The sequence below is a fragment of the Micromonospora sp. WMMD710 genome, from assembly GCF_029626045.1.
GTDB lineage: Bacteria > Actinomycetota > Actinomycetes > Mycobacteriales > Micromonosporaceae > Micromonospora.
Genome location: NZ_JARUBD010000001.1, coordinates 3,756,132 through 3,779,924, shown reverse-complemented (window position 1 = coordinate 3,779,924; position 23,793 = coordinate 3,756,132). Strand labels below are relative to the sequence as shown.

Annotated in this window: 23 protein-coding genes; 17 read left to right on the top strand and 6 right to left on the bottom strand. The window is 71.5% G+C overall.

Going from position 1 to position 23,793, the window contains the following annotated elements; genetic code table 11:
* The first annotated feature begins 188 nt into the window (after nucleotides 1-188).
* From O7620_RS17350 to serA, 4 genes are all read left to right on the top strand, one after another.
* Nucleotides 189-2,072: an acetolactate synthase large subunit gene (locus O7620_RS17350; protein ID WP_278123805.1), complete on the top strand. Its 1,884-nt coding sequence runs from the start codon at nucleotides 189-191 to the stop codon at nucleotides 2,070-2,072.
* Nucleotides 2,073-2,154: 82 nt separating this feature from the next.
* A complete protein-coding gene (gene ilvN / locus O7620_RS17345; protein ID WP_278123804.1) occupies nucleotides 2,155-2,670 on the top strand; it encodes an acetolactate synthase small subunit in 516 nt (171 codons plus the stop codon).
* Nucleotides 2,671-2,732: 62 nt separating this feature from the next.
* Nucleotides 2,733-3,746, top strand: coding sequence for a ketol-acid reductoisomerase (gene ilvC, locus O7620_RS17340; RefSeq protein ID WP_278123802.1), 1,014 nt, complete (start codon nucleotides 2,733-2,735; stop codon nucleotides 3,744-3,746).
* Between the two features lie 500 nt (nucleotides 3,747-4,246).
* Entirely contained in the window at nucleotides 4,247-5,845 is a 1,599-nt protein-coding gene (gene serA / locus O7620_RS17335; protein ID WP_278123801.1) for a phosphoglycerate dehydrogenase, read from the top strand.
* An 85-nt stretch (nucleotides 5,846-5,930) separates the two neighbouring features.
* Here the strand turns inward: serA and O7620_RS17330 are convergent, their stop codons facing one another.
* Nucleotides 5,931-6,287, bottom strand: a complete 357-nt coding sequence (locus tag O7620_RS17330) for a hypothetical protein (RefSeq protein ID WP_278123800.1) — start codon at nucleotides 6,285-6,287, stop codon at nucleotides 5,931-5,933.
* Nucleotides 6,288-6,689: 402 nt separating this feature from the next.
* Nucleotides 6,690-7,538: an FAD:protein FMN transferase gene (locus O7620_RS17325; RefSeq protein WP_278123799.1), complete on the bottom strand. Its 849-nt coding sequence runs from the start codon at nucleotides 7,536-7,538 to the stop codon at nucleotides 6,690-6,692.
* Nucleotides 7,539-7,758: 220 nt separating this feature from the next.
* Here O7620_RS17325 and O7620_RS17320 point away from each other — a divergent pair, with 220 nt between their 5' ends.
* Together O7620_RS17320 and O7620_RS17315 are read left to right on the top strand one after the other, a co-directional pair.
* Nucleotides 7,759-8,790: a 3-isopropylmalate dehydrogenase gene (locus O7620_RS17320; protein ID WP_278123798.1), complete on the top strand. Its 1,032-nt coding sequence runs from the start codon at nucleotides 7,759-7,761 to the stop codon at nucleotides 8,788-8,790.
* A 149-nt stretch (nucleotides 8,791-8,939) separates the two neighbouring features.
* Nucleotides 8,940-10,037, top strand: a complete 1,098-nt coding sequence (locus tag O7620_RS17315; RefSeq protein ID WP_278123797.1) for a branched-chain amino acid aminotransferase — start codon at nucleotides 8,940-8,942, stop codon at nucleotides 10,035-10,037.
* A gap of 53 nt (nucleotides 10,038-10,090) precedes the next feature.
* Here O7620_RS17315 and O7620_RS17310 read toward each other — a convergent pair whose 3' ends face one another.
* Nucleotides 10,091-10,837, bottom strand: coding sequence for a tyrosine-protein phosphatase (locus O7620_RS17310; protein WP_278123795.1), 747 nt, complete (start codon nucleotides 10,835-10,837; stop codon nucleotides 10,091-10,093).
* Between the two features lie 343 nt (nucleotides 10,838-11,180).
* On the opposite strand from O7620_RS17310, the gene O7620_RS17305 reads away from it, so the two are divergent.
* The gene (locus tag O7620_RS17305; protein ID WP_278123793.1) at nucleotides 11,181-12,245 is read left to right on the top strand and encodes a cytochrome P450; all 1,065 of its coding nucleotides are present in this window, start codon (nucleotides 11,181-11,183) and stop codon (nucleotides 12,243-12,245) included.
* 130 nt (nucleotides 12,246-12,375) lie between these two features.
* Here O7620_RS17305 and O7620_RS17300 read toward each other — a convergent pair whose 3' ends face one another.
* The gene (locus O7620_RS17300) at nucleotides 12,376-12,906 is read right to left on the bottom strand and encodes a carboxymuconolactone decarboxylase family protein (RefSeq protein WP_278123792.1); all 531 of its coding nucleotides are present in this window, start codon (nucleotides 12,904-12,906) and stop codon (nucleotides 12,376-12,378) included.
* Nucleotides 12,907-12,909: 3 nt separating this feature from the next.
* Nucleotides 12,910-13,113: a hypothetical protein gene (locus O7620_RS17295; RefSeq protein ID WP_278123791.1), complete on the bottom strand. Its 204-nt coding sequence runs from the start codon at nucleotides 13,111-13,113 to the stop codon at nucleotides 12,910-12,912.
* 315 nt (nucleotides 13,114-13,428) lie between these two features.
* Between O7620_RS17295 and cimA the strand changes: the two genes are divergently transcribed.
* The gene (gene cimA, locus O7620_RS17290; RefSeq protein ID WP_278123790.1) at nucleotides 13,429-15,012 is read left to right on the top strand and encodes a citramalate synthase; all 1,584 of its coding nucleotides are present in this window, start codon (nucleotides 13,429-13,431) and stop codon (nucleotides 15,010-15,012) included.
* A gap of 50 nt (nucleotides 15,013-15,062) precedes the next feature.
* Here the strand turns inward: cimA and O7620_RS17285 are convergent, their stop codons facing one another.
* A complete protein-coding gene (locus O7620_RS17285) occupies nucleotides 15,063-16,085 on the bottom strand; it encodes an endonuclease/exonuclease/phosphatase family protein (RefSeq protein WP_278123789.1) in 1,023 nt (340 codons plus the stop codon).
* Nucleotides 16,086-16,390: 305 nt separating this feature from the next.
* Between O7620_RS17285 and O7620_RS17280 the strand changes: the two genes are divergently transcribed.
* The 9 genes from O7620_RS17280 to O7620_RS17240 all read left to right on the top strand — a co-directional run bounded on the left by O7620_RS17280 (nucleotide 16,391) and on the right by O7620_RS17240 (nucleotide 23,787).
* Nucleotides 16,391-16,900 carry a hypothetical protein gene (locus O7620_RS17280; RefSeq protein ID WP_151493043.1) on the top strand — a complete coding sequence of 170 codons (510 nt, stop codon included), beginning with the start codon at nucleotides 16,391-16,393 and terminating at the stop codon, nucleotides 16,898-16,900.
* A gap of 340 nt (nucleotides 16,901-17,240) precedes the next feature.
* Nucleotides 17,241-18,290, top strand: a complete 1,050-nt coding sequence (locus O7620_RS17275; protein ID WP_278123788.1) for a MoxR family ATPase — start codon at nucleotides 17,241-17,243, stop codon at nucleotides 18,288-18,290.
* 17 nt (nucleotides 18,291-18,307) lie between these two features.
* A complete protein-coding gene (locus O7620_RS17270; protein ID WP_278127041.1) occupies nucleotides 18,308-19,300 on the top strand; it encodes a DUF58 domain-containing protein in 993 nt (330 codons plus the stop codon).
* Complete coding sequence (locus O7620_RS17265; RefSeq protein WP_151492554.1) at nucleotides 19,297-20,256, top strand: VWA domain-containing protein; 960 nt, start codon at nucleotides 19,297-19,299, stop codon at nucleotides 20,254-20,256. The genes O7620_RS17270 and O7620_RS17265 overlap by 4 nt, the downstream gene beginning before the upstream one ends.
* A gap of 38 nt (nucleotides 20,257-20,294) precedes the next feature.
* Nucleotides 20,295-21,155 (top strand): trypsin-like peptidase domain-containing protein, encoded by an 861-nt coding sequence (locus O7620_RS17260; protein ID WP_151492552.1) that lies wholly within the window; start codon nucleotides 20,295-20,297, stop codon nucleotides 21,153-21,155.
* Between the two features lie 99 nt (nucleotides 21,156-21,254).
* Nucleotides 21,255-21,551 carry a hypothetical protein gene (locus O7620_RS17255; protein WP_151492551.1) on the top strand — a complete coding sequence of 99 codons (297 nt, stop codon included), beginning with the start codon at nucleotides 21,255-21,257 and terminating at the stop codon, nucleotides 21,549-21,551.
* Nucleotides 21,552-21,585: 34 nt separating this feature from the next.
* Nucleotides 21,586-22,011, top strand: a complete 426-nt coding sequence (arfB, locus tag O7620_RS17250; protein WP_278123787.1) for an alternative ribosome rescue aminoacyl-tRNA hydrolase ArfB — start codon at nucleotides 21,586-21,588, stop codon at nucleotides 22,009-22,011.
* Between the two features lie 110 nt (nucleotides 22,012-22,121).
* Entirely contained in the window at nucleotides 22,122-23,120 is a 999-nt protein-coding gene (locus O7620_RS17245) for an aldo/keto reductase (protein WP_278123786.1), read from the top strand.
* A 73-nt stretch (nucleotides 23,121-23,193) separates the two neighbouring features.
* On the top strand, nucleotides 23,194-23,787 hold the full coding sequence (locus tag O7620_RS17240; RefSeq protein ID WP_278123785.1) for a TetR family transcriptional regulator: 594 nt from the start codon (nucleotides 23,194-23,196) through the stop codon (nucleotides 23,785-23,787).
* Nucleotides 23,788-23,793: the final 6 nt, after the last annotated feature.

The following is a 23,793-nucleotide window of genomic DNA, read 5'->3' as shown; positions in this document are numbered from 1 at the left end:
CCGCATGTCGTCGTACCGGTCGCTGCGAGTACTTACCTGAGCGCACTCTCCGTCATCGAGAGTGCGCTGGCCCCGTGCATCTGCACGAGGGCCGTTTTTATTGCCGTCGGAACCTGTCGCGACGGGCGCCCGCCCGAGTCGCATCGCTGAACCAGCCCCAGCCGCTCCAGCCGAAGGCCAGAACCGCCATGACGAGACCCACGCCCGAGACCCTCGCCCACACCGCCCGGCGGGCCCGCGCGGCCGCCGAGCCGGCCAGCGACGTCGACCCCGCCACCACGCGCGCCGCGGCCATTCCGGCCACTCCGGCGGTACGCCCCACCGCTCCGGCTCAGGTCTCCGGCGCCGGCTCGCTCGTGCGGTCCCTCGAGGCGCTCGGCGTCGACGTCGTCTTCGGCATCCCGGGTGGCGCGATCCTGCCGGCGTACGACCCGCTCTACGACTCCACCGTCCGGCACATCCTGGTCCGCCACGAGCAGGGTGCCGGGCACGCGGCGACCGGGTACGCGCAGGCCACCGGCAAGGTGGGCGTCTGCATGGCCACCTCCGGGCCGGGTGCGACCAACCTGGTCACGCCGATCGCCGACGCGTACATGGATTCGGTGCCGATGGTGGCGATCACCGGCCAGGTGGCGCGCCCGTCGATCGGCACCGACGCCTTCCAGGAGGCGGACATCCAGGGCATCACCCTGCCGATCACGAAGCACAACTTTCTGGTGCAGACCGCCGAGGAGATCCCGCAGGTGCTGGCCGAGGCGTTCCACCTGGCCAGCACCGGGCGGCCCGGTCCGGTGCTGGTCGACATCCCCAAGGACGTGCTCCAGGCGCCGACGACCTTCTCCTGGCCGCCCACCCTGGATCTGCCCGGCTACCGACCCACCCTGCACCCGCACGGCAAGCAGATCCGGGAGGCGGCCCGGCTGATGGCCGCCGCCCGTCGGCCGGTGCTCTACGTCGGTGGCGGGGTGCTCAAGGCCGGCGCCACCGACGGGCTGCGCCGGCTGGCCGAGCTGACCGGCATTCCGGTGGTCACCACGCTGATGGCGCTCGGCGCGTTCCCCGACTCGCACCAGCAGCACCTGGGGATGCCGGGCATGCACGGCACCGTCTCCGCGGTGTACGGCCTGCAGAAGGCGGATCTGATCGTCGCCCTGGGCGCGCGGTTCGACGACCGGGTCACCGGCAAGCTGGACTCGTTCGCCCCGGACGCGACGGTGGTGCACGCCGACATCGACCCGGCGGAGATCGGCAAGAACCGGCACGCGGACGTGCCGATCGTGGGCGACGCCAAGCACGTCATCGACGAGCTGATCGCCGCGGTGACGGTCGAGCGGTCGGCGGGGCGCAGCACCGACCTGGGGGGCTGGTGGACCCAGCTGAACGACCTGCGTGAGCGCTACCCGCTGGGTTACGACGAGCCGTCCGACGGCACCCTGTCGCCGCAGTACGTGATCAAGCGGCTCGGCGAGATCGTCGGCCCGGACGCGATCTTCGTGGCCGGTGTGGGTCAGCACCAGATGTGGGCGTCGCAGTTTATCTCCTACGAGAAGCCGTACACCTGGTTGAATTCCGGCGGGCTCGGCACGATGGGCTACGCGGTGCCGGCGGCGATGGGTGCCAAGGTCGGCAAGCCGGACACGGTGGTGTGGGCGGTCGACGGTGACGGCTGCTTCCAGATGACCAACCAGGAGTTGGCCACCTGCGCGCTGGAGGGCATCCCGGTCAAGATCGCCGTGATCAACAACGGCAATCTCGGCATGGTCCGGCAGTGGCAGACGCTGTTCTACAACGAGCGGTACTCCAACACCGAGTTGGGCACCCACAAGCACCGCATCCCCGACTTCCTCAAGCTCGCCGAGGCGTTGGGCTGCGTCGGGCTGCGCTGCGAGACCGCCGACGACGTGGACAAGACCATCGCTGCCGCCATGGAGATCAACGACGTCCCCGTGGTGATCGACTTCGTGGTCGGCAAGGACGCCATGGTCTGGCCGATGGTCGCCGCCGGCACCAGCAACGACGAGATCATGTTCGCCCGCGGCGTCCGCCCGGTCTTCGACGAGGATGACATCTGACCATGAGTGAGCAACGCGAACGAATCATCAAGCTCAGTGACGCGCATGGTCATGCCATGACCGAGCGAAGCGAGGCCGTCGCATGACCATGCACACCCTGTCCGTGCTGGTGGAGAACAAGCCCGGTGTTCTCGCCCGGGTCTCCGGCCTGTTCTCCCGGCGCGGGTTCAACATCGACAGCCTCGCCGTCGGCGAGACCGAGAACCCGGACGTCTCCCGGATCACCATCGTGGTCAACGCGGAGTCGTCCCCCCTGGAGCAGGTCACCAAGCAGCTCAACAAGCTGGTCAACGTAATCAAGATCGTCGAGTTGGATCCGCAGGTCTCGGTGGCCCGGGAGTTGCTGCTGGTGAAGGTCCGCGCCGACCGGTCCGCGCGAGCCCAGGTGCTGGAGACGGTCAACCTGTTCCGCGCCCGGGTGGTCGACGTCGCACCGGACACGCTGACCATCGAGGCCACCGGCACCCCGGACAAACTCGACGCGCTGCTGCGTGACCTCGAGCCCTTCGGCATCAAGGAAATGGTCCAGTCCGGGCTGGTGGCGATCGGGCGCGGCTCGCGTTCGATCACCGCTGGTCCCGCGCTGCGGGCCGCCTGAACCGACCCATCCGCACCAACCACGACGGGCCGACCGGGCCGTCGTACCGAAAGGGAAGTTCCATGAGTGTTGAGGTGTACTACGACGACGACGCCGACCTCGGCCTGATCCAGGCCAAGAAGGTCGCGGTGATTGGTTACGGCAGCCAGGGCCACGCCCACGCGCTGTCGCTGCGGGACTCCGGCGTCGACGTGGTGATCGGTCTGCCGGAGGGTTCGAAGAGCCGCGCCAAGGCCGAGGAGCAGGGCCTGCGGGTGGTCACGCCGGCGCAGGCGTCCGCCGAGGCCGACGTGATCATGGTGCTTGCGCCGGACACCGCCCAGCGCAAGATCTACGCCGAGTCGATCGAGCCGCACCTGGCCCCCGGCAAGGCGATCTTCTTCGGTCACGGCTTCAACATCCGTTACGGGCTGATCAAGCCGCCGGCCGAGGTGGACGTGGCGATGGTCGCGCCGAAGGGCCCCGGCCACCTGGTCCGCCGCCAGTACGCCGACGGCAAGGGCGTGCCGGTCCTGGTCGCCGTCGAGCAGGACGCCAGCGGCACCGCGTTCGCGCTCGCCCTGGCGTACGCCAAGGGGATCGGCGGCACCCGGGCCGGCGCGATCCGGACCACCTTCACCGAGGAGACCGAGACCGACCTCTTCGGTGAGCAGGCGGTGCTCGCCGGCGGCGCAACCGCCCTGGTGCAGACCGGTTTCGAGGTGCTCACCGAGGCGGGCTACGCCCCCGAGGTGGCCTACTTCGAGTGCCTGCACGAGCTGAAGCTGATCGTCGACCTCATGTACGAGGGCGGCATCGCGAAGATGCGGTACAGCATCTCCGACACCGCCGAGTACGGCGACCTCTCCCGCGGCCCGCGCATCATCGACGCCCGGGTCAAGGAGGAGATGCGCAAGATCCTCGGTGAGATCCAGTCCGGCGAGTTCGCCCGCGAGTGGGTCGCCGAGGACGAGGCGGGCCGGCCCAACTTCACCAAGTGGCAGGCCGAGGGTGCGGCGCACCCGATCGAGGAGACCGGTCGCAAGCTGCGCGGCATGATGAGCTGGGTCGACCGCCCGATCACCGAGACCGCCTGACCCGTCCCACCGAACCAACGGTCCACCGACGGCCGGCGACCCAGCGCTCTCCCCGGCGCGGGTCGCCGGCCGTCGGCCGTCGTGCTGCCGCGCCGGATCCGGCGCAGCACGCGACCGCCGGATGCTCACCTGGTGGGACCGGGTGACCAACGCCTCGGCGGCGTCGGACCGATCCGCGCGAGATCGACGCCGGTCAGCCGTTCGAGCAGCGTGCGGCGCACGACGAACGGCACGGGGGGCTCCTCCCGCCGGGCGGGTGCCCCCGGTCGTGGCGTGCGCGGGCAACCATGTCGGTCTGGTGAACGGCCGATGTCCGTCGCTCGACCGGGCGTGTGAGAGCCCTCACCCCGCAGACCCGAACATGCCGGCCAACGAGGCCCCTACGATCGCGGGTAGGTGCGCAGAGCCGGCACCTGACGGCCACGGCACGGACCAGCGCAGGGCGCAGTGCGGCGCCTCACCGCCCGAGCCGATCGCAAACACGACCTCTACGAGGACCGATGAATCCTGTCGTACTGATCGCCGAAGAACTCGCCCCCGCCGCCATCGAGGTGCTCGCCCACGACTTCGACGTCCGTCACGTCGACGGCACCGACCGTCCGGCCCTGCTCTCGGCGCTCTCCGAGGCCGACGCCGTCATCGTGCGCAGCGCGACCCAGATCGACGCCGAGGCGATCGCCGCCGCGCCGCGGCTCAAGGTGGTCGCCCGCGCGGGCGTCGGGCTGGACAACGTCGAGGTGCCGGCCGCCACCGCCCGTGGCGTCATGGTCGTCAACGCACCCACCTCGAACATCGTCTCCGCCGCCGAGCAGGCCGTCGCGCTGCTGCTCGCCGTGGCCCGCAACACCGCGAGCGCCAGCGCCGCGCTCAAGGCGGGGGAGTGGAAGCGGTCCAAGTACACGGGCGTCGAGGTGCAGGGCAAGACCGTCGGTGTGGTCGGGCTCGGCCGCATCGGCGTGCTCTTCGCGTCCCGCATCGCCGCGTTCGGCACCCGGCTGATCGCGTACGACCCGTACATCCAGCCGGCGCGGGCCGCGCAGCTCGGCGTCCGTCTCGTCGGGCTGGAGGAGCTGCTGCGGGAGAGCGACTTCATCTCCATCCACCTGCCGAAGACCCCCGAGACGGTGGGCCTGATCGGTGAGAAGGAACTGGCGATCGTCAAGCCGGGCGTGCGCATCGTCAACGCCGCCCGCGGTGGCCTCGTCGACGAGCAGGCGCTCGCCAACGCCATCGCCGAGGGCCGGGTCGCCGGCGCGGGCGTGGACGTGTACAGCAAGGAGCCCTGCACGTCCTCGCCGCTGTTCGCCTTCGACAACGTGGTGGCCACCCCGCACCTGGGTGCCTCCACCAATGAGGCGCAGGACAAGGCCGGTCTCGCCGTGGCGAAGAGCGTCAAGCTCGCGCTGCAGGGCGAGTTCGTTCCGGACGCGGTAAACGTGCAGGCCGGCGGTGTCGTCGCCGAGGACGTACGCCCGCTGCTGCCGCTGGCCGAGAAGCTCGGTCGGGCGTTCACCGCCGTCGCCGGCGGCGTCGCCGCGAGCGTCACGGTCGAGGTCCGCGGTGAGATCGTCGCGCACGACGTGTCGGTGCTCAAGCTCGCCGCGACGAAGGGCCTGTTCAGCTCGGTGGTCGAGGAGCAGGTCACCTACGTCAACGCGCCGCACCTGGCCGCCGAGCGTGGCGTCGAGGTTGCCCTGGCCAGCCTCGCCGAGACGGCGGAGCAGCCCACCCTGGTCACGGTGCGCGGCGCGCTGCCGGACGGCCGGACGGTCAGCGTCTCCGGCACGGTCACCCACTCGGGTGCCCGCGACGTGCTCAAGCTGACCGAGGTGGACGGCTTCGACGTGGAGATCGGCGCGGAGGGCATCCTGCTCTTCCTCCGCTACGCCGACCGGCCGGGCGTCGTCGGCACCGTCGGCACCCTGCTCGGCGAGTCGGGCATCAACATCGCCGCCATGCAGGTGGCCCGGCGCGAGGCGGGCGGTGAGACGCTGATGACGCTGACCGTCGACCAGGCGCTCGGCGCCGACCTGCTCACCTCCGCCGCCGAGTCGATCGGCGCGACGGCGGCCAGCGCGGCGGACCTGCGCGACGAGTAGTCACACGGCAGCACCACGGGGGGCCCGGCGATCCGCTGGGCCCCTTGTCGTACCCGGGGGGGGGTGTCCCGCCGCCCGGGTACGCTCAGCCGGGCATCCGGGCCGGCGGCGGGTAGACCGAGCCGTCCTGCGGGTCGAAGAGCATCAGCCCGTGTTCGCCGGCCAGCCGCTCGATGTCCAGCAGCACCTGGTCCGCACAGGTCGGATGCAGGTTCAGCTCGACGTGGTCGTGGGCGGCGTGCAGTGGTGCCACGGCCCACGGGCTGTCCTGGCCGGGGTGCCGGTCCGGGTAGGAGGCGGTGATCGCCCGGTAGAAGGCGACCACGCGCGGGTCCGGGTAACGGTCCACGTGCCGCCCCTGCCGGCAACCCTCGACCGCTGCCCGCACGTCCTCGGGCGTCGCCCCGTCCTCCAGGGCCCACACACTCAGATCGAAACTCACGGCGGACAGCGTGCCATCCGGCGTTCACCATGTCGAAACTGCCTCGCCGCAGGCCAATCGCTGATCCGCCACACTCCGTCCGGGACGGTCCGCTGTGGAGACTCTTGCGTCGAGTTGCGTCGATTCGCTAGCGTACGACTGCGGTCACTGGCCGAGTTCGCGGCGCCGGCCCGTCTTCGGGTGGCGCGGTCGACGTCCGGCCCCGACCGGTCCGCACCCCTCGATTGTGCGAGCCACGCGCACTCGTCGCTGACCGGCCCCCACGGCCGTTGCCGAGGCTGTGGGGGCCGATCGCAAGGCCCGACCGGCCGGCCGAGGTGTGGCCGCGATCCCCGACCCGCCCGAGCGCCGGTCATGGCCGGAGCGCCGCGGGGAGACGGCGCTCGTGTGGCGACGTGGGGCTCAGCGCCGGTGGGCGAAGAGCGCGCGGTAGTCGGAGTTTCCCCGGAACCACGTGAGCCCGGTGCTGCCGGCCGCGTACAGCGCGGTGGCGTAGGCGTCGGCGACCGTCAGGTCAGGCCCGACGACGGTGGCGGCGACGAGGTGGTTGGCCGGCTCGCCGGTGTGCGGGTCCACCACGTGCCCCTGCCGCCCGGTCACGCCGGAGGTGCCGACCGCGCCGGCGGTCATCTCCAGCACCAGCGGCGCGCGCTCGGGCGCCGTCGGGTGGTGGACGGCCACCCGCCACGGTCCGCCGTGCGGCGCGTGGCCGCGGACCACCAGGTCGGCGCCGGTGAGCACGGCGTAGTCGTGGACGCCGGCGGCGCGGAGCCGCTCGGCGGCGCGTTCCACGGCCCAGCCGCCGAGCAGTCCACCCGGATCGAAGCCACCGGGGACCGCCCAGGCGTCGAACCATCCGTCGGTGGCCGCGCGCATCGCGGCGCAGCGGTCCACCAGGTCGGCCAGCGGGGGGTACGAGTCGGGGCTGATCTCACCTCGGCGCAGCCGCGAGACCAGGCTCTCCGGTCGGTTCGGGCCGTAGGTGAGGTCGATGGCACGCAACTCGGCGACGCTGTCCCGCAGAGCCTCGCCGACGCCCCGGTGGCCGAGCCATCCGGGGGCGTTGAGGATCAGGGTGTACTCGGCGGTGCCGGTGCGTACGGTGTGCCGGACGGCGATCCGGCCCGGGGTGGCGCCGGCCGGGTCGATCCGGTGCCGCCGGCCGCCGAGCCGGAGGTCCGGTCGACGGTTGCGGAACGCTGACGGGTCCGGCCAGCGGGTCCGCGGCTGCTCGTCGATGCGCATCGGCATCTGCCCCCTCGCAGTTGGCGCCGCGTCGTCGCGACGCCCGTTCGCGGGCCCCCGTGACCCGCCGACCCTCACCCTAGGCAGCGGAGATGATCGCCCCATGAGTCTTGGCTGAGAGGGTGCTGTGCATCCGGGATTCCCAAATATTGGAAGCATCGTACCGGGAGGCGAGACAGGGACGTACCGTTGCCGGACGGGCAGTCGAAGCGTAGGGAGTGCGGGCGTGGCGCGGATCGCGGTGGTGGCCGGAGACGGCATCGGGCCTGAGGTGGTCGCGCAGGCCCGCAAGGTTCTCGACGCGGTGCTGCCCGGCGTGCAGGCCACCGAGTACGACCTCGGCGCCGCCCGCTGGCACCGTACCGGAGAGGTGCTGCCCGACTCGGTCCTGGCCGAGCTCGCCGGGCACGACGCGATCCTGCTCGGCGCGGTCGGTGACCCGACCGTCCCGCCGGGCGTGCTGGAGCGCGGACTGCTGCTCAAGCTCCGGTTCGCCTTCGACCAGTACGTCAACCTGCGCCCGTCGCGGCTCTGGCCCGGCGTCGCCGGCCCGCTCGGCAACGTCAAGCCGGGCGAGGTCGACCTGGTCGTGGTCCGCGAGGGCACCGAGGGCCTCTACGCGGGCGCGGGCGGTTCGCTGCACCGCGACACCCCCGCCGAGGTCGCCACCGAGGAGAGCCTGAACACCCGGCACGGCGTCGAGCGGGTGATCCGCGACGCGTTCGCCCGGGCCGGTCGCCGGGAGCGCCGGAAGGTCACGCTGGTGCACAAGACCAACGTGCTCACCCACGCCGGGTCGCTGTGGGCGCGCACCTTCGACGCGGTGGCCGCCGAGCACCCGGACGTCGCCACCGAGTACCAGCACGTCGACGCCGCCGCGATGTTCCTGGTCACCCAGCCCCAGCGCTACGACGTGGTGGTCACTGACAACCTCTTCGGCGACATCCTCACCGACATCGCCGCCGCCGTCACCGGCGGTATCGGGCTGGCCGCCAGTGGCTGCATCAACCCCGAGAGGGCGTACCCCTCGATGTTCGAGCCGGTGCACGGCTCCGCGCCGGACATCGCCGGCCAGGGCGTCGCCGACCCGGTCGCCGCGGTGCTCTCCGTCGCGCTGCTGCTGGAGCAGCTCGGGCACGTCGACGCCGCGGCCCGGGTCAACGCGGCGGTCGCCGCCGAGCTGGCCGGCCGGACGCCGGGCGTATCGTTGCGCACCACCGAGGTCGGCGACCGGCTCGCCGCCCACGCCGTAGCCTGACCGCCCCGGCCCTCGACGACCAGGTGTCGGCCGGGCCCGGCCCCGCCCGAGCGGCGCTACCCGCTGAACGACCGTTCGGGGTAAGTTTCTGGCACAGCCATGTCGGTGTGCGATCCCGCATGCCGTTGTCCCGCAGGGAGGTCAGCGCGATGAGCGGTGGTGACAAGCTCGACTTCGAGATCCGTCCGAATCCCGCGCCGGTATCGGCCGCCGACCGGGCCGCCCTGCTGGCCAACCCCGGGTTCGGCCGCGTGTTCACCGACCACATGGTCACCGTCCGGTACGCCGACGGCAAGGGCTGGTACGACGCCCGGGTGGAGGCGCGGGGGCCGATCCCGATGGACCCGGCCAGCGCGGTTCTGCACTACGCGCAGGAGATCTTCGAAGGGCTGAAGGCGTACCGGACCGCCGAGGGGGGCGTGACCATGTTCCGGCCGGACGCCAACGCCGCCCGGTTCGTCACGTCGGCGCAGCGGATGGCGATGCCGGCGCTGCCGCCCGAGGTCTTCGTCGACTCGCTGCACAAGCTCATCGAGATCGACCGGGAGTGGATCCCGACCGGCGAGGACGGCAGCCTCTACCTGCGGCCGTTCATGTTCGCCAGCGAGGTCTTCCTCGGCGTCCGCCCGGCCAACGAATACCTGTACATGGTGATCGCCTCGCCGGTCGGGGCGTACTTCACCGGCGGGGTCAAGCCGGTGACCGTGTGGGTCTCCCCGGACTACACCCGGGCCGCGCCCGGCGGCACCGGGGCGGCCAAGTGCGGCGGCAACTACGCCGCGTCCCTCGCCGCTCAGGCCGAGGCCATCGAGGCCGGCTGCGACCAGGTGGTCTTCCTGGACGCGGTGGAGCGCCGCTTCGTCGACGAGCTGGGCGGCATGAACGTCTTCTTCGTCTACGACGACGACTCGGTGGTCACCCCGCCGCTGACCGGCACGATCCTGCCGGGCATCACCCGCGACGCGATCATGACGCTGGCCGGCGAGGCCGGGCACCGGGTCGAGGAGCGGCCGGTCACGTTCGCCGACTGGCAGGCCGACGCGGCCAGCGGCCGGCTCCGCGAGGTCTTCGCCTGCGGCACCGCCGCCGTGATCACCCCGATCGGCGGCGTCCGATTCCCCGACGGCGAGTTCCTCATCGGCGGCGGCGAGCCCGGCCGGGTGACCATGTCGCTGCGCCAGCAGCTGGTCGACATCCAGCGGGGCAAGGCCGCCGACCCGCACGGCTGGGTGCACCAGGTCCTCTGACGTCCGCCGCTGACCGGCCCGTCCCGGACGGACGGGCCGGTCAGCGCGGCGGTCTAAGCCTCGTCGAGCAGATGCTCGCGCAGGGCCGCGAGCTGCGCGTCGGTCACCCCGGCGTGCCGCAGGTACGCCTCGATCGAGCCGTGCCCCGCGCGCAGCTCGTCCAGGAAGATCTGCATCGCCTCAGCGGGCGAGGCCAGGAACGGCGCCGGCACGTCCACCCCGCCGGGCGTGGTCTCGGCCAGCCAGGCACTGAACCGGGCGGACGCCTCGCTGCTCAGCGCGTAGTCCGCGGTGATGTCGGCGTCGTCGACGCCCAGCACGGCGAGGGTCAGCGCGCACACGATGCCGGTGCGGTCCTTGCCGGCGACGCAGTGCACCACCACCGGGGCGTTCGTGGAGTCGGCGATCAGCCCGACCGCCTCGGCCAGTCCGGCGGTGCCGGTCTGTGCCAGGTCGGCGTACCGGTCCGCAAGGTAGCGGGCCAGGCTGGCGCCCTCCTCGTGCGGCGTCTCGGCCCAGTCCGTGTGCTCCGGGTGGATGTGCCGGTAGACCAGCCCCTGGTACGCCGGCACCCGACCGTCGCGTTGCACCTCGGTGGGGCGGCGCAGGTCGATGACGGTGCGGATGCCGATCGCGGCGAACGCGTCGCGGTCCTGCTCGTCGAGGCGGTGGAGGGAGTCGGACCGGTAGAGCCGGCCCCGGCGTACGGTGCGGCCCTCGTGGCCGACATAGCCACCGACGTCGCGGAAGTTGAAGGTCGCGGGCAGCGGGATGTGTCGGTTGTCGTCGATGGCGTCCACGCTGACACGGTAACGGCCGGAAGGTCAAAAGCGCCCGCCGTCGCCGCCGTCGCCCCCGTCGACGTCCAGCGAGGAGGTGGCGTTTTGCCGCATTGTAACCTTTCTGCTACCCAACTGGTTTGGCCATGATCCAGTCTTTTTTGTGGACCTCGGTCGCGACATCAGCGATCGGGATAGTCGCCAAAAGGAAGGATCACGCAGCATGAAGGCGCTGTTCACTCTCAAGAGTCGCCTCGCGGCAAAGAAGAGCCTCAAGGCCCACGCCTGGTACCTCTGGTACTAGACGCCCCAACCCGGCCCGTGCCCTGTGACAGGGCACGGGCCGGGGCTTTGTGGAGGAGCAATGCGTAGCATCACCAGTGCTGGACCATCTGGCCGGAGCACCACCTTCGCCCCGCGGCTCCAAGCGCTCCTTGACGACCATCGTGGCGAAGACGTCTTTCGTCTGGAGCCGGACACGGTGGGAGTCGCCGGTCCTGATCTTATGGACCGGATCCTCGGCGCCCGCCCAGCCACGGAGGTCGAACGTCCCACCTTCAAGCCACTGCTCGGCAGGTCCATCACCCGCAATCTGGCTGCCACGATGATGCAGGCCGTGGGCCGCGACGTACGCGTCGCGCTCAAAAATGACGCACCCACGGACGTCGACCTCTCGGGAAATTGGCCGCACGTGGGGCACGTGTACCTGCGCGACCTGATCCTCGGCGCTGACCCCGTCCGATTTCAGCTCCTCATGAACCGAGCGCTTGAGCTGACCCCCAAACTGACCTCGGCGGTCATCGCGGTAGGCGCCGCGCTGCCCGGATGGCCGCAGGCCGCCGAACCGATCGGCAACCTGGCGAGCGTGACCGCCGAAGCTGCGGGTTATCGGGAACGTCGGTTCGCCATGGGCATGTACCGCCGAACCGCCGCGCCGGTGTGCTTCACAATTTCCACCCTGGTCGCCAACGCACTCTGGCTCGGCGCGCCGTTCCGACCGGACGTCTCCAACCGGAACATCCTGTGGGAATCGATGCGGCTGCTCCCGCCCTCGTGGAACATGCTGCGCAACGCCTCTCCGGAGTATCCGATCATCGATTCACGTATCGGCGAAGGCGACGACGTCCTCGTGCTTCCACTCGTCAGCCATCGCGACCCAGAAAATTGGGATGCGCCTGACGAGTTCCGCCCGGAACGGTGGAACGACCTGGACCCGGAGAACACCCCCGGCTACCTACCCTTCGGCCACGTGTCAGAGCGGTGCTGGGGCCGGCACATGGTGATGCCGCTGGCCGAGATGCTGCTCGGCCTGCTCCGCGACGGAGGTTTTACCGTCGATCCGACCCAGCGAGAGGGGCGAGTCCTCCTCACCGGGCTGCTCGGAGTTCAGGAGGTACGCGTGATCCGGGCGACTGATCGATCGGACTGATCCGTACCGGTACGACGCTGGGCATGCGCATGACGCCCAAAACGGAGCCGCCACATCCAGAGAATCGCGAGCAGCGCGTCGCCTGAGGCGGCGGTCGGGGCCCGGAAGCGGCGACGGGCGTACGCGCGCCTCAGGTCAGCGCGGCCTCGGCGTCCAGCGTGACGGCCGCCGCGTGCACGACGGCGGAGATCCGCAGCGCCTCGTGGATCTGCTCCGGGGTGCAGCCGGTGGCACGCAGCCTCTTCTCGTGCGTCTCGATGCAGATCCCGCAGCCGTTGATCGCCGACACGGCGAGGCACCACAGCTTGAAGTCGCCCTTGTCCACGCCCGGCCTCGCGGTGATCTGCATCCGCAGTCGGGCCGGCATCGAGGCGTACTGGTCGTCGCCGATGAGGTGCGTGGCCCGGTAGTAGATGTTGTTCATCGCCATGATGGCGGCGGCGCCCTTGGCGGCCTCGACGCCCTCCGGTCCGAGGTGACCGAGCGCCTCGGCGGCGATCTCGCGGAGCACCACCGGGTTGCGGGCGGCGACCGCGCAGGCCAGCGCCGTGCCCCACGCCTGCACCGGGCTCAGCGCCGAGGTGCCGATGGTGGAGTCGAGGTTGAGTCGGATGTCCCGGGCGTACTCCGGAAGGGCCGCCCTGATCGCGTCGAGGCCCATGGTTCAGACCCCGCTGCCGAGGAGCTGTGCGTCCCGGTCGACGGCCTCCGCCGGGCTGATGGAGGCGCGCTCCACCGGCCCGACGGAGACCGGCCGCCACGTGCCCTCGTGGGACGTGTGGTTGATCGTCTCGGACGCGTTGTTGGCGCCCCGCGATACGCCGGCGAAGAGTTCGTGCTCAGGTAAGCGGTCACTGACGGTGAGCACACGTCCTCCTTGCGGATGGCGCGGTGGCCATCCTTGGATCCGTTCCAGATGCTGCCGCATGGCTGCTCCTGCCGGTGCGCGGCCTGATGGCTTGTGAAGCCGATCACGAGCGATGGTTCTGAATGAACGAATCCTCAGCCAGCGTCCCGCGATGTGGATAGTTTCTCCCAAAACCGGGAGAGGGGTGGCAGAGTAACGGCATGACCAGCACCGCCCTGATTATTGCGACCTAGCGCGCCGGCCCTCCCCTCGGCCGAGCGCGCAGACCTCCCGCATCCGCGGGGGGTCTTTTTGTTGCTCCGAGAAAGGATCCTGATGACGTTCCAGGTCTACGACACGACGTTGCGTGACGGCGCCCAGCGCGAGGGGCTCACCTACTCGGTGGTCGACAAGCTGGCGGTGGCCCGGCTGCTCGACGAGTTCGGCGTCGGCTTCATCGAGGGCGGCTGGCCGGGGGCGGTGCCCAAGGACACCGAGTTCTTCCGCCGGGCACACACCGAGCTGAGCCTGCGGCACGCCGTACTCGTCGCGTTCGGCGCCACCCGCAAGGCCGGTGTCGCCGTCGCCGACGATCCCCAGGTGCGCGGCCTCCTGGACGCGCAGACCCCGGCGATCGCCCTGGTCGCCAAGGCCGACATCCGGCACGTTGAGCGTGCGCTGCGCACCTCCGGCGCGGAGAACCTCGCGATGATCCACGACACCGTCACCCACCTCGTCCGCGAGGGCCGTCGGGTCTTCGTCGACGGCGAACACTTCTTCGACGGCTACCGGCACGACCCCGCGTACGGGGCCTCCGTGGTGCAGACCGCGCTGGCCGCCGGCGCCGAACGCATGGTGCTCTGCGACACCAACGGCGGCATGCTGCCGTCCCAGGTGACCGCCGTGATCCTCGACCTGACCAACCGGCTCGGGGTCGACCCCGAGCTGTTCGGCATGCACGCCCAGAACGACACCGCCTGCGCCGTGGCCAACACGATCGCCGCCGTCGAAGCGGGCGTCCGCCACGTCCAGGGCACCGCCAACGGGTACGGCGAACGCCCCGGCAACGCCGACATCTTCGCCGTCGTCGCCAACCTCCAACTCAAGCTGGGTATGCCCGTCCTACCGGACGGCTGCCTGGAACAGATGGTGCGGGTCTCGCACGCCATCGCCGAGATCGCCAACATCGCCCCCGACACCCACCAGGCGTACGCCGGGGCCGCAGCATTCGCTCACAAGGCGGGGCTGCACGCGAGCGCGATCAAGGTCGACCCGTTGCTCTACAACCACGTGGACCCGTCGGTGGTGGGCAACGATATGCGGATCCTGGTAACCGAGATGGCCGGCCGGGCCAGCGTCGAGCTCAAGAGCCGTGAGCTCGGCCTGGACCTGGCCGGCCGTCCGGAGGCGCTGACCCGGGTCACCAAGCGGATCAAGGAACTGGAGGCCGATGGCTGGTCCTTCGAGGCCGCCGACGCCTCGTTCGAGCTGCTCGTCCGCTCCGAACTGCCGGAGGGCGGCCCGGCCCGACCCTTCACCCTGGAGTCGTACCGGGTGCTCGTCGAACACCGCGAGGACGGGGCCGTGGTCTCCGAGGCGACCGTGAAGATCCGCGTACGCGGCGAACGCGTGATCGCCACCGCCGAGGGCAACGGCCCGGTCAACGCCCTGGACGAGGCGCTGCGGGTGGGGCTGGCCCGGCACTATCCACAGTTGCGTGACTTCGAGCTGGCCGACTACAAGGTGCGCATCCTGGAGGGCAACCACGGCACCGGCGCGGTCACCCGGGTCCTGCTGGAAACGGCCAACGGCACCGGCCGCGACTGGACCACGGTAGGCGTCCACCCCAACGTGGTGGAGGCAAGCTGGCACGCCCTGGTGGACGCCCTGACCTACGGCCTAGCCCCCACCCGTGTCTGACAGCCTTCGCGATCTTGCACCTTCTGTCGTTGATTCACGGCTTATGCGCCTTACCTCGGGGCAGGAAGTGCAAGATCGCGAGGGGTGGGGAGAGTGAGGGTGGTGAGGACTGGGCGGTGGTCGCTGTTGGGGAGGGTGTGCACGCTGAGCGCGCGGACGGCGATGCGGCGGTCGACAAGCACGTGGTCGATCGTGACCGGGGGGATGAGATCGCCGTCGTACGGGCCCCAGGTGCCGGTCAGTCCCTCACCGGTGGCGTCGGCGGCGTCGACGTAGCCGGTGCGCAGCAGGGCGCGCAGCGGACTGTGGTCGAGAGTGGAGTTGAAGTCCCCGGCGAGGATTCGCAGTTCACCATCCGGGGTGGCCGGTGGCTGGGCGGTCAGGTCGGCCCGCCAGGCGTCGACCTGATCCACTGCGTACGGCGCCGAGGGGTGGGCCGACTCGACGCGCACCGGAGGTGCGCCGGGGACGGCCAGCGTGCCGTACGCCTGGCTGAAGCCCCAGCCGCCACGGTTGTGCCGGATGCCGGCACCGCTGATCGGCCAGCGTGCGTAGAGCCCCGACCCGGGGGTGCCGTCCTGGGGGTTGAGCTGCCGGTGGGGAAGTAGTCGGTCGAGGCCGAGCCGGTCCAGGGCGGCCTGCGCGTCCGGGGTGAACTCCTGCACGGTGAGCACGTCGACGTGGTGTGTGCGGACCAGGTCGACGAGGGTCCGGGCGTCCCCGGCGCCGGCGAGCAGGTTGGCGGTGAGCAGTCGGACGGTGGGGCCGGTCGCCGCCGGTTGCGGGGCGGCCAGCGCCCGGGGCGCGACCACGCCGAGCAGCGCCACGGCGGCCAGTGCCGCGACCGCCGCCGACCACCAGCGCCGCAGGGCGACCGCGAGGGCGAGGGTCAGCACGCTCCATCCCGCGACGTACGGGGTGAAGGCGAGTGCCTGCACCAGCGGCCCCCGGTCGAGGCCGGCGATCCGGATCGCGGCCCAGGCGGCCACCGGTCCGACCGCCAACCAGCTGAGGACGGTGCCGACCCGCCGGCGGGGGCGTCGGAGCGGCGCGGTCGAGGTGTCGACGATCATGGCGGTCAGCCTAGTGGGAGCGGTCGACGCATTTCATGAATGGTGATGCGCTCACCTTTCACAATTAACTGACGGCTGACCGACAGCTCACTAAAGTGTGATCAACTATTGACGCTCGGCTTTTTATGGTGCTACGTTCCATCTGGTCTAAACGACGCAACTCTGAGTAGTAACCCCAGCTCAGGTGGGATGTGGATCGTCGAGGAATCCACTTCCTTTATCCGTCGTAAACCTATTTTCAGGCAATCATCCGTCCCGCCCCGCGGGTCGGCCGAATTCGCACGGTCACACAAGGGGGACCTGTCATGAACACATCCTTCCGACGTAAGGCGGCGGCGGTCACGTTCGCCGTCCTGGCGCTGACCCTAGCCGGGGGCGGGATCGCTGTTGCCCAGCCCTCGGCTAAGGCGCCGCAGCAGGCTGTCCAGCCGACGGCGAAGCGCGTAGACAACCAGCCGCCGGTGACGGCCGAGTCGGCGCGTAAGGCGCAGGCCGCGCTGAAGGCCGGTGGGGCCACCACCCTGGTCGCCACCACCGTCTACACGGTCGTCAACTCCAACGGCACCAAGGCCCGCGGCACCGGCACCGTGCTCAAGTACGGCCCCGGACAGTACGAGGTGCAGTTCGGCTACACCGTGTCGGCCGGCGCCTTCCTGGCGACCATCTCCCGCTCCGACTCCTGCTGCATCCCGCCGGCCGGAGAGGTCTCGGTCGCCCCGCGGCTGAGCACGCCCAACGCGGTCTTCATCCAGACCCGCAACTCGTCCGGCACCCCGGCCGACCTGGGCTTCACCCTGCTCACCCACACTCCCTGACGGAGTAGGGCCCGGCCCCCGCGTCTCGTACGCGGGGGCCGCACCCGTGCCCGCTCACCGTAGGCCGAGGCCGACCCGCCGGGTCGTCGACCGGCTAGCGCCTGGTCGGCCCGCCGGGTCGTCGACCGACTCGTGCCTGGTCGGCCCGCCGGGTCGTCGACCGACTCGTGCCTGGTTGGCCCGCCGGTCCTTGACCGACTCGTGTCCGTCGTGTCCCTGCTGACCGGCTCGTGCCGGTCGTCCCCCGTCCGGGCGGTGCATCCCCGTCCGGCCCGCGACGGACCCGTCCGGCGCTCACAATCCGACGTTTGCCGGCCCCCCGCCACGGGAAGCAAGCACCGTGACGGACATCTCGGACACCCTGGCCAGCATGCCCAGCCCGGTCGATCAGGAACCGACCGGCGTCGAGCTGGAACAGACCCTCTTCGAGGTCAAACGCGTGATCGTCGGGCAGGATCGGCTCGTCGAACGCCTGCTCACCGCACTGGTCGCCAATGGGCACTGCCTCCTGGAGGGGGTGCCCGGCGTGGCCAAGACGCTCGCCGCGCAGACCCTGGCCACCGTGGTCGGCGGCACCTTCTCCCGGATCCAGTTCACGTCGGACCTGGTGCCCTCGGACATCGTCGGCACCCGGATCTACCGGGCCTCGAAGGAGACCTTCGACATCGAGCTGGGCCCGATCATGGCCAACCTGGTACTGGCCGACGAGATCAACCGTGCCCCGGCCAAGGTCCAGTCGGCGTTGCTGGAGGCCATGGCCGAGCGGCAGGTCTCGATCGGCGGGCGCAGCTGGCCGGTCCCGGCGCCGTTCCTGGTGCTGGCCACCCAGAACCCGATCGAATCCGAGGGGGTCTACCAACTCCCCGAGGCGCAACGCGACCGGTTCCTCATGAAGGTGGTAGTCGACTACCCCAGTGACGCCGACGAGCTGGCGATCCTCTACCGGATGAGCACCGATCGGCCGACCCCGCGCCGAGTGCTCGACGCGCAACGGCTGCTCGACCTGCAGGCCCGAGCGGAACGGATCTTCGTCCACCACGCCCTGGCCGAGTACGTGGTCCGGCTCATCCTCGCCACGCGTGACCCGGGCCGGTTCGGACTGGCGGAGATCGCGCCGATGCTCGCGTACGGTGCCAGCCCGCGGGCCACCCTCGGCCTGGTCGCGGCCGCCCGGGCCCAGGCGCTGTTGCGCGGGCGGGAGTACGTGCTGCCCGAGGACATCCGCGAACTGGCCGTCGACGTGCTCGCCCACCGGCTGGTGCTCTCCTTCGACGCGGTGGCCGACGGAGTGTCGGCCGAGAGCGTGGTCCGGCGACTCGTCGAGGCGGTGCCACCTCCCCGGCTGGCGAACGGACACCCGCAGCAGACCCCCGACCTGGCGACGGCATGAGACGCGCGAGTGTCGGCGTGCCGGCCGACCCCGGACTGGTCGAGCTGGCACCGGATCAGCGGCTGCGTCGCCTGGAGTTGACCGTCACCCGCCGGCTGAACGGCCTCCTGCACGGCCAGTACCGCGGCCTGCTACCCGGCCCGGGCAGCGAACCGGCCGGCAGCCGGGAGTACCGGCCCGGCGAGGACGAGGTTCGCCGGATGGACTGGGCGGTGACCGCCCGGACCGCGGTGCCGCACGTCCGGCAGGTCGACGCCGACCGGGAACTGACCACCTGGCTGCTGGTCGACGCCAGCGCCAGCATGGAGTTCGGCACCGCCGAGCTGGACAAGCGCGAACTGGCCGTGGCCGCGGTCGCGGCGATCGGTTTCCTGACGGCCGGTGTCGGCAACCGCCTCGGCGCGCAGGTGTTGAGCGCCGACGGGGTACGCCGATTTCCGGCGCGCAGCGGGCGTACCCATCTGCTGGGCCTGCTGCGCGCGTTGCTGGCGGCCCCGCGTGCCACCGCGCCCGCCGACCGGTCGGGGCGCGGGCCGTCGGCGCAGCCGGAACTGGTGGACGGGCTCGACGCGCTGCACCGGACCGCCAACCGGCGGGGGCTGGTCGTGGTGGTCTCCGATTTCCTCGACGGTCTGCCCGACGACCCGGGCCAGCCGCCTCCGTGGGAGCGGACCCTGCGCCGGCTCGCCGTGCGGCACCAGGTGCTGGCGATCGAGGTGACCGACCCGCGCGAGTTGGAGCTGCCGGACGTCGGCATCATCACGCTGGTCGACCCGGAGACCGGCCGGCACCGCGAGGTGTGCACATCGGACCGTGGGCTGCGGGAACGGTACGCGGAGGCGGCCGTCGCCCAACGCGACCAGGTGCACCAGGCGCTGCGTCGCAGCGGGGCCGGCCACCTGGCGTTGCGCACCGACCGGGACTGGAGCGCGGACATCGTCCGGCACGTGCACGCCCAGCGCCGGATGGCCGCCGCGCCCGCCGGGGCGGCCCGGGGAGGTGCCGCGTGATCTGGCAGTCGCCGCTGCGTCTCTGGCTGCTCCTCGGGGTTCTCGCCCTGGTCGTCGCGTACCTGGTCGTGCAGCGGCGACGCGGCCGCTACGCGGTCCGCTTCACCAACCTGCGGCTGCTGGACCGGGTGGCGCCGCAGCGACCGGCCTGGCGCCGGCACGTCCCGGCCGGCCTGTTCCTGGCCATGCTGGCCCTTCTCGTGGTCGGCTTCGCCCGGCCCACCGCCGAGGTCCGGGTGCCCCGGGAACGTGCCACCGTGATGGTGGCCGTCGACGTGTCCACCTCCATGCTCGCCACCGATGTGGATCCGGACCGGCTGGCCGCGGCCAAGCAGGCGGCCCGCCGCTTCGTCGAGGGGCTGCCCGACGAGTTCAACGTGGGCCTTGTCGCGTTCGCCGGCAGCGCCGCGGTCCTGGTGCCCCCGGGGACCGACCGGGACGCCTTGGACGAGGGGATCGACCGGCTCGCCGAAGGGGTCACCGGGGTGCAGGGCACCGCGATCGGCGAGGCCATCAACACCTCGCTGGGCGCAGTCAAGGGGTTGGACAGCCAGGCGGCGAAGGAGCCGCCGCCGGCCCGGATCATCCTGCTCTCCGACGGGGCCAACACGTCCGGGATGGACCCGATGGAGGCGGCCGCGGACGCGGTGGCGGCGAAGGTGCCGGTGCACGCGATCTCCTTCGGCACCCCGTCCGGGTTCGTGGACCGGGGCGGGCGGCCGATCCAGGTGCCGGTCGACGGGCAGACCCTCAGGGCGGTCGCCGACGAGACCGGCGGGATGTTCCACGAGGCCAGCACCACCGACGAACTGCGCGCCGTCTACGACGACATCGGCAGTTCGGTCGGCTACCGCACCGAACGGCAGGACGTGTCGGCGCGGTTCATCGGCCTCGGACTGGTGTTCGCGATGGGTGCCGCCGCCGGCTCGATGCGTTGGTTCTCCCGACTGCCCTGACCGCCGCGCTCAACCGACGTCGACCGTGAGGAGTACGCATGGCAGTGCAGACCGGACTGGGCGAACCGCGCGGTCCCTGGTTCATCTCGCCGGAACTCGACCCGGACGGGCGCGGGTGGTGGGACGCGCCCGGGGCCGGTCGGGATCCGGGCGGGCGGCGACCACGCCGACTCCTCGCCGCGCTGGCGGTGGTGGCGCTGTCCGCCGTGTCGGGTGCCGTGGCCGGTGGCGTGGTGGCCGGCCGGGACGGCGGCGCTGGCCCGGCCGCCGCATCCGCGGCACCGGTGCCGGCGGAACTGGTCACCGCCGCCGAGCGGACCGTGCCCGGCGTGGTGTCGGTGCTCGCCGGCGGTGGGAACGGCGCCTCCGCCACGGGTTCCGGGTTCGCCGTGGACGACCAGCAACACCTCATCACCAACGACCACATCCTGGCCAAGGGCGGTGGCGGGCCGGTGACGGTGGAGCTGCCCGACGGCCGTCGGTTCGCCGCCCAGGTCGTCGGCCGGGAACCGCGCAGCGACCTGGCGGTGCTGAAGGTGCCACCGTCGGCCGGGCTCAGCCCGCTGCCGCTGGCCAAGCCGGGCGCCACCCGCGTCGGTGAGCCGGTGCTGGCGGTGGGTTCGCCGCTCGGCCTGTCCGGGACGGTCACCGCCGGCATCGTCAGCGCGTTGGACCGCGAGGTGCGGCTGGGCAACAACCGGCACAGCGCCGTGCAGACCGACGCGTCCATCAACCCCGGCAACTCGGGCGGCCCGTTGGTGAACGCGCGCGGTGAGGTGGTCGGGGTGAACACCGCGATCGCCACGATCGACGGCAACGGCTCGATCGGCATCGGTTTCGCCATTCCCATCGAGCAGGTGCAGCAGACCGCCGACACGATCATCGGCAAGGGCGGCTGAGCTGCCCGGACGCCCGATGGGGCGGGCGCGACTGTCGGATATCCGGCCCGGCGGTATCGGGCCATGGAAATATTACGCTCGGTGTGAATACTGGCGGAGGTGGAGAGTCCCCTTCTTGCGGTCCTCCTGCTGGTGGGCCTGGTCATCGGATGTGCGGTGGGGTCGGCGTACGCCCGGGCGCGACGCGGGTGGGCCGATTACCAGACGGTGAAGAAGACGGTGCCCACGGCACGCCGTGGCGCCTGGTTGCTGATCCGTGGCGTCGCCGTGAAGGCGGCGGTGATCGGGCTGCTGCTCTTCGGTGCTGTGGCGTACGCCGCGGTGGGCGCCGACGACGAGACCGCCGGCCCGGCGCCCAGCCCGTCGACGACGCAGAGTGAGTCTGCGCACCGCTGACCTCCGGCGGGTCGTGGGGCGTTAGCCTCGGGGCGTGGACGACGGACTGCGGGTGACCGACCGGTGGGTCGTCCCCGCCGGCGAGCTGCGGGAGCGTTTCTCCCGCTCGTCCGGGCCGGGTGGGCAGGGTGTGAACACCGCCGACTCCCGGGTCGAGCTGAGCTACGACCTCGCCAACTCTCCGGCCGTGCCGGAGTCGGTCCGGTCACGGGCGCTGGCCCGACTGGCGAACCGTCTGGTGGACGGTGTGTTGACGATCGCCGCCAGCGAGCACCGGGCGCAGCTGGCCAACCGGGAGGCGGCCCGGGAGCGGATGGCCGCGCTGTTGCGGGAGGCCGCCGCGCCGCCACCGCCGCCTCGTCGGGCCACCCGCCCGTCGCGGGGCGCGAAGGAGCGCCGGCTGGCCCAGAAGAAGCGCCAGTCCCAGCGCAAGCGCGACCGTCGCGTCGACGGCGAGTAGCTCAATCCGTGCTCGGGCGGGGAGACCGCCATCTCACCGATGACAGAATCTGGAATCTGTCAGCCGAAGGATGTACGGTGAGTGGGTCACCCCATGTGAGAGGAAGACCCATGGACATCCGCACCCTCGGCACGACCGGTCCCGCCGTCTCCGCGCTCGGGCTCGGCCTGATGGGCATGTCCGACCTCTACGGCGCCGCCGACGAGGCCGAGAGCATCGCCACCATCCACGCCGCCCTGGACGCCGGCATCACCCTGCTGGACACCGGCGACTTCTACGGCATGGGCCACAACGAGCTGCTGCTGCGCGACGCGCTCCGCGGCCGGGACCGGGACCGGGCCCTGATCAGCGTCAAGTTCGGCGCGCTGCGCGACGTCGACGGCGGGTGGAACGGCAACGACGTCCGACCCGTCGCGATCAAGAACTTCCTGGCGTACACCCTGCGTCGGCTCGGCACCGACCACGTCGACATCTACCGCCCCGCCCGCATCACCCCGGACGTCCCGGTGGAGGAGGTGGTGGGCACCCTGGCCGAGCTGGTCAAGGCCGGTCACGTCCGGCACATCGGCCTGTCCGAGGTGAACGCGGAGACGCTGCGCCGGGCACACGCGGTGCACCCGATCAGCGACCTCCAGATCGAATACTCGCTGATCTCCCGCGACCCGGAGGCCGAGATCCTGCCGACGGCCCGCGAGCTGGGCGTCGGGATCACCGCGTACGGGGTGCTCTCCCGCGGCCTGATCAGCGGCCACTGGACGCCCGGTCGGCAGACCGCGGGCACCGACTTCCGCAGCCACCTGCCCCGGTTCGCCGGCGCGAACCTGGACCGCAACCTCGCCCTGGTGGACGCGCTGCGCGCCATCGCCGAGGCGCGCGGCGTCACCGTGGCACAGATCGCCATCGCCTGGGTGCTCTCCCGCGGCGCGACCATCGTGCCGCTGATCGGCGCCCGCACCCGGGAGCGGCTCACCGAGGCGCTGGGCGCCTCGACGGTCACCCTGACCGAGGCGGACCTGGCCGCCATCGAGGCCGCCGTCCCCGTCGGTGCGGCTGCCGGCACCCGGTACGACGAGGCGCACATGGCGCACCTGGACAGCGAGCGCGCATGACCGCCCGGCCGGGGCACGACCACCGGCCGGGGGTCGTGCCACGGCCGTCCCGGCGGTCAGGGAGGCTGGGCTCATGAGCGACGCCACCGCGCTGACCGCCGACCGCATCCTCGACACCGCCGAGGAGGTGCTGCGCCGGTACGGGCCGGCCAAGGCCACCGTCCTGGACGTCGCCCGCGCGTTGGGCGTCAGCCACGGCAGCGTCTACCGGCACTTCGCCAGCAAGGCCGCGCTCCGCGAGGCGGTGGCCGAACGCTGGCTGGCCCGGGTCTCCACACCGCTGATCGAGGTGGCCACCAGCCCCGAAGCAGCCCCGCAGCGGCTGCGTCGGTGGCTGGCCGAGCTGAGCGGCACCAAACGGCGGATGGCCCGGGAGGACCCGGAGCTGTTCGACAACTTCCACCAGCTCGCCACACTCTCCGAGGGCGCGGTCGCGAACCACCTGGAGGTGCTCGCCGGTCAGCTCAGCATGATCGTCGCGGACGGGGTGGCGGCCGGTGACTTCGCCGTGCCCGACGCGGCGGTGGCCGGGCGGGCGCTGTTGCAGGCCACCGCTCGCTTCCACCATCCGTCGCACCGCAGCGAGTGGAGCGAACCCGGCCTCGACGACGATCTGGAGGCCGTGGTCGCGCTGCTCCTCGACGGGTTGCGGTCCCGCACCGCCTAGACGCCG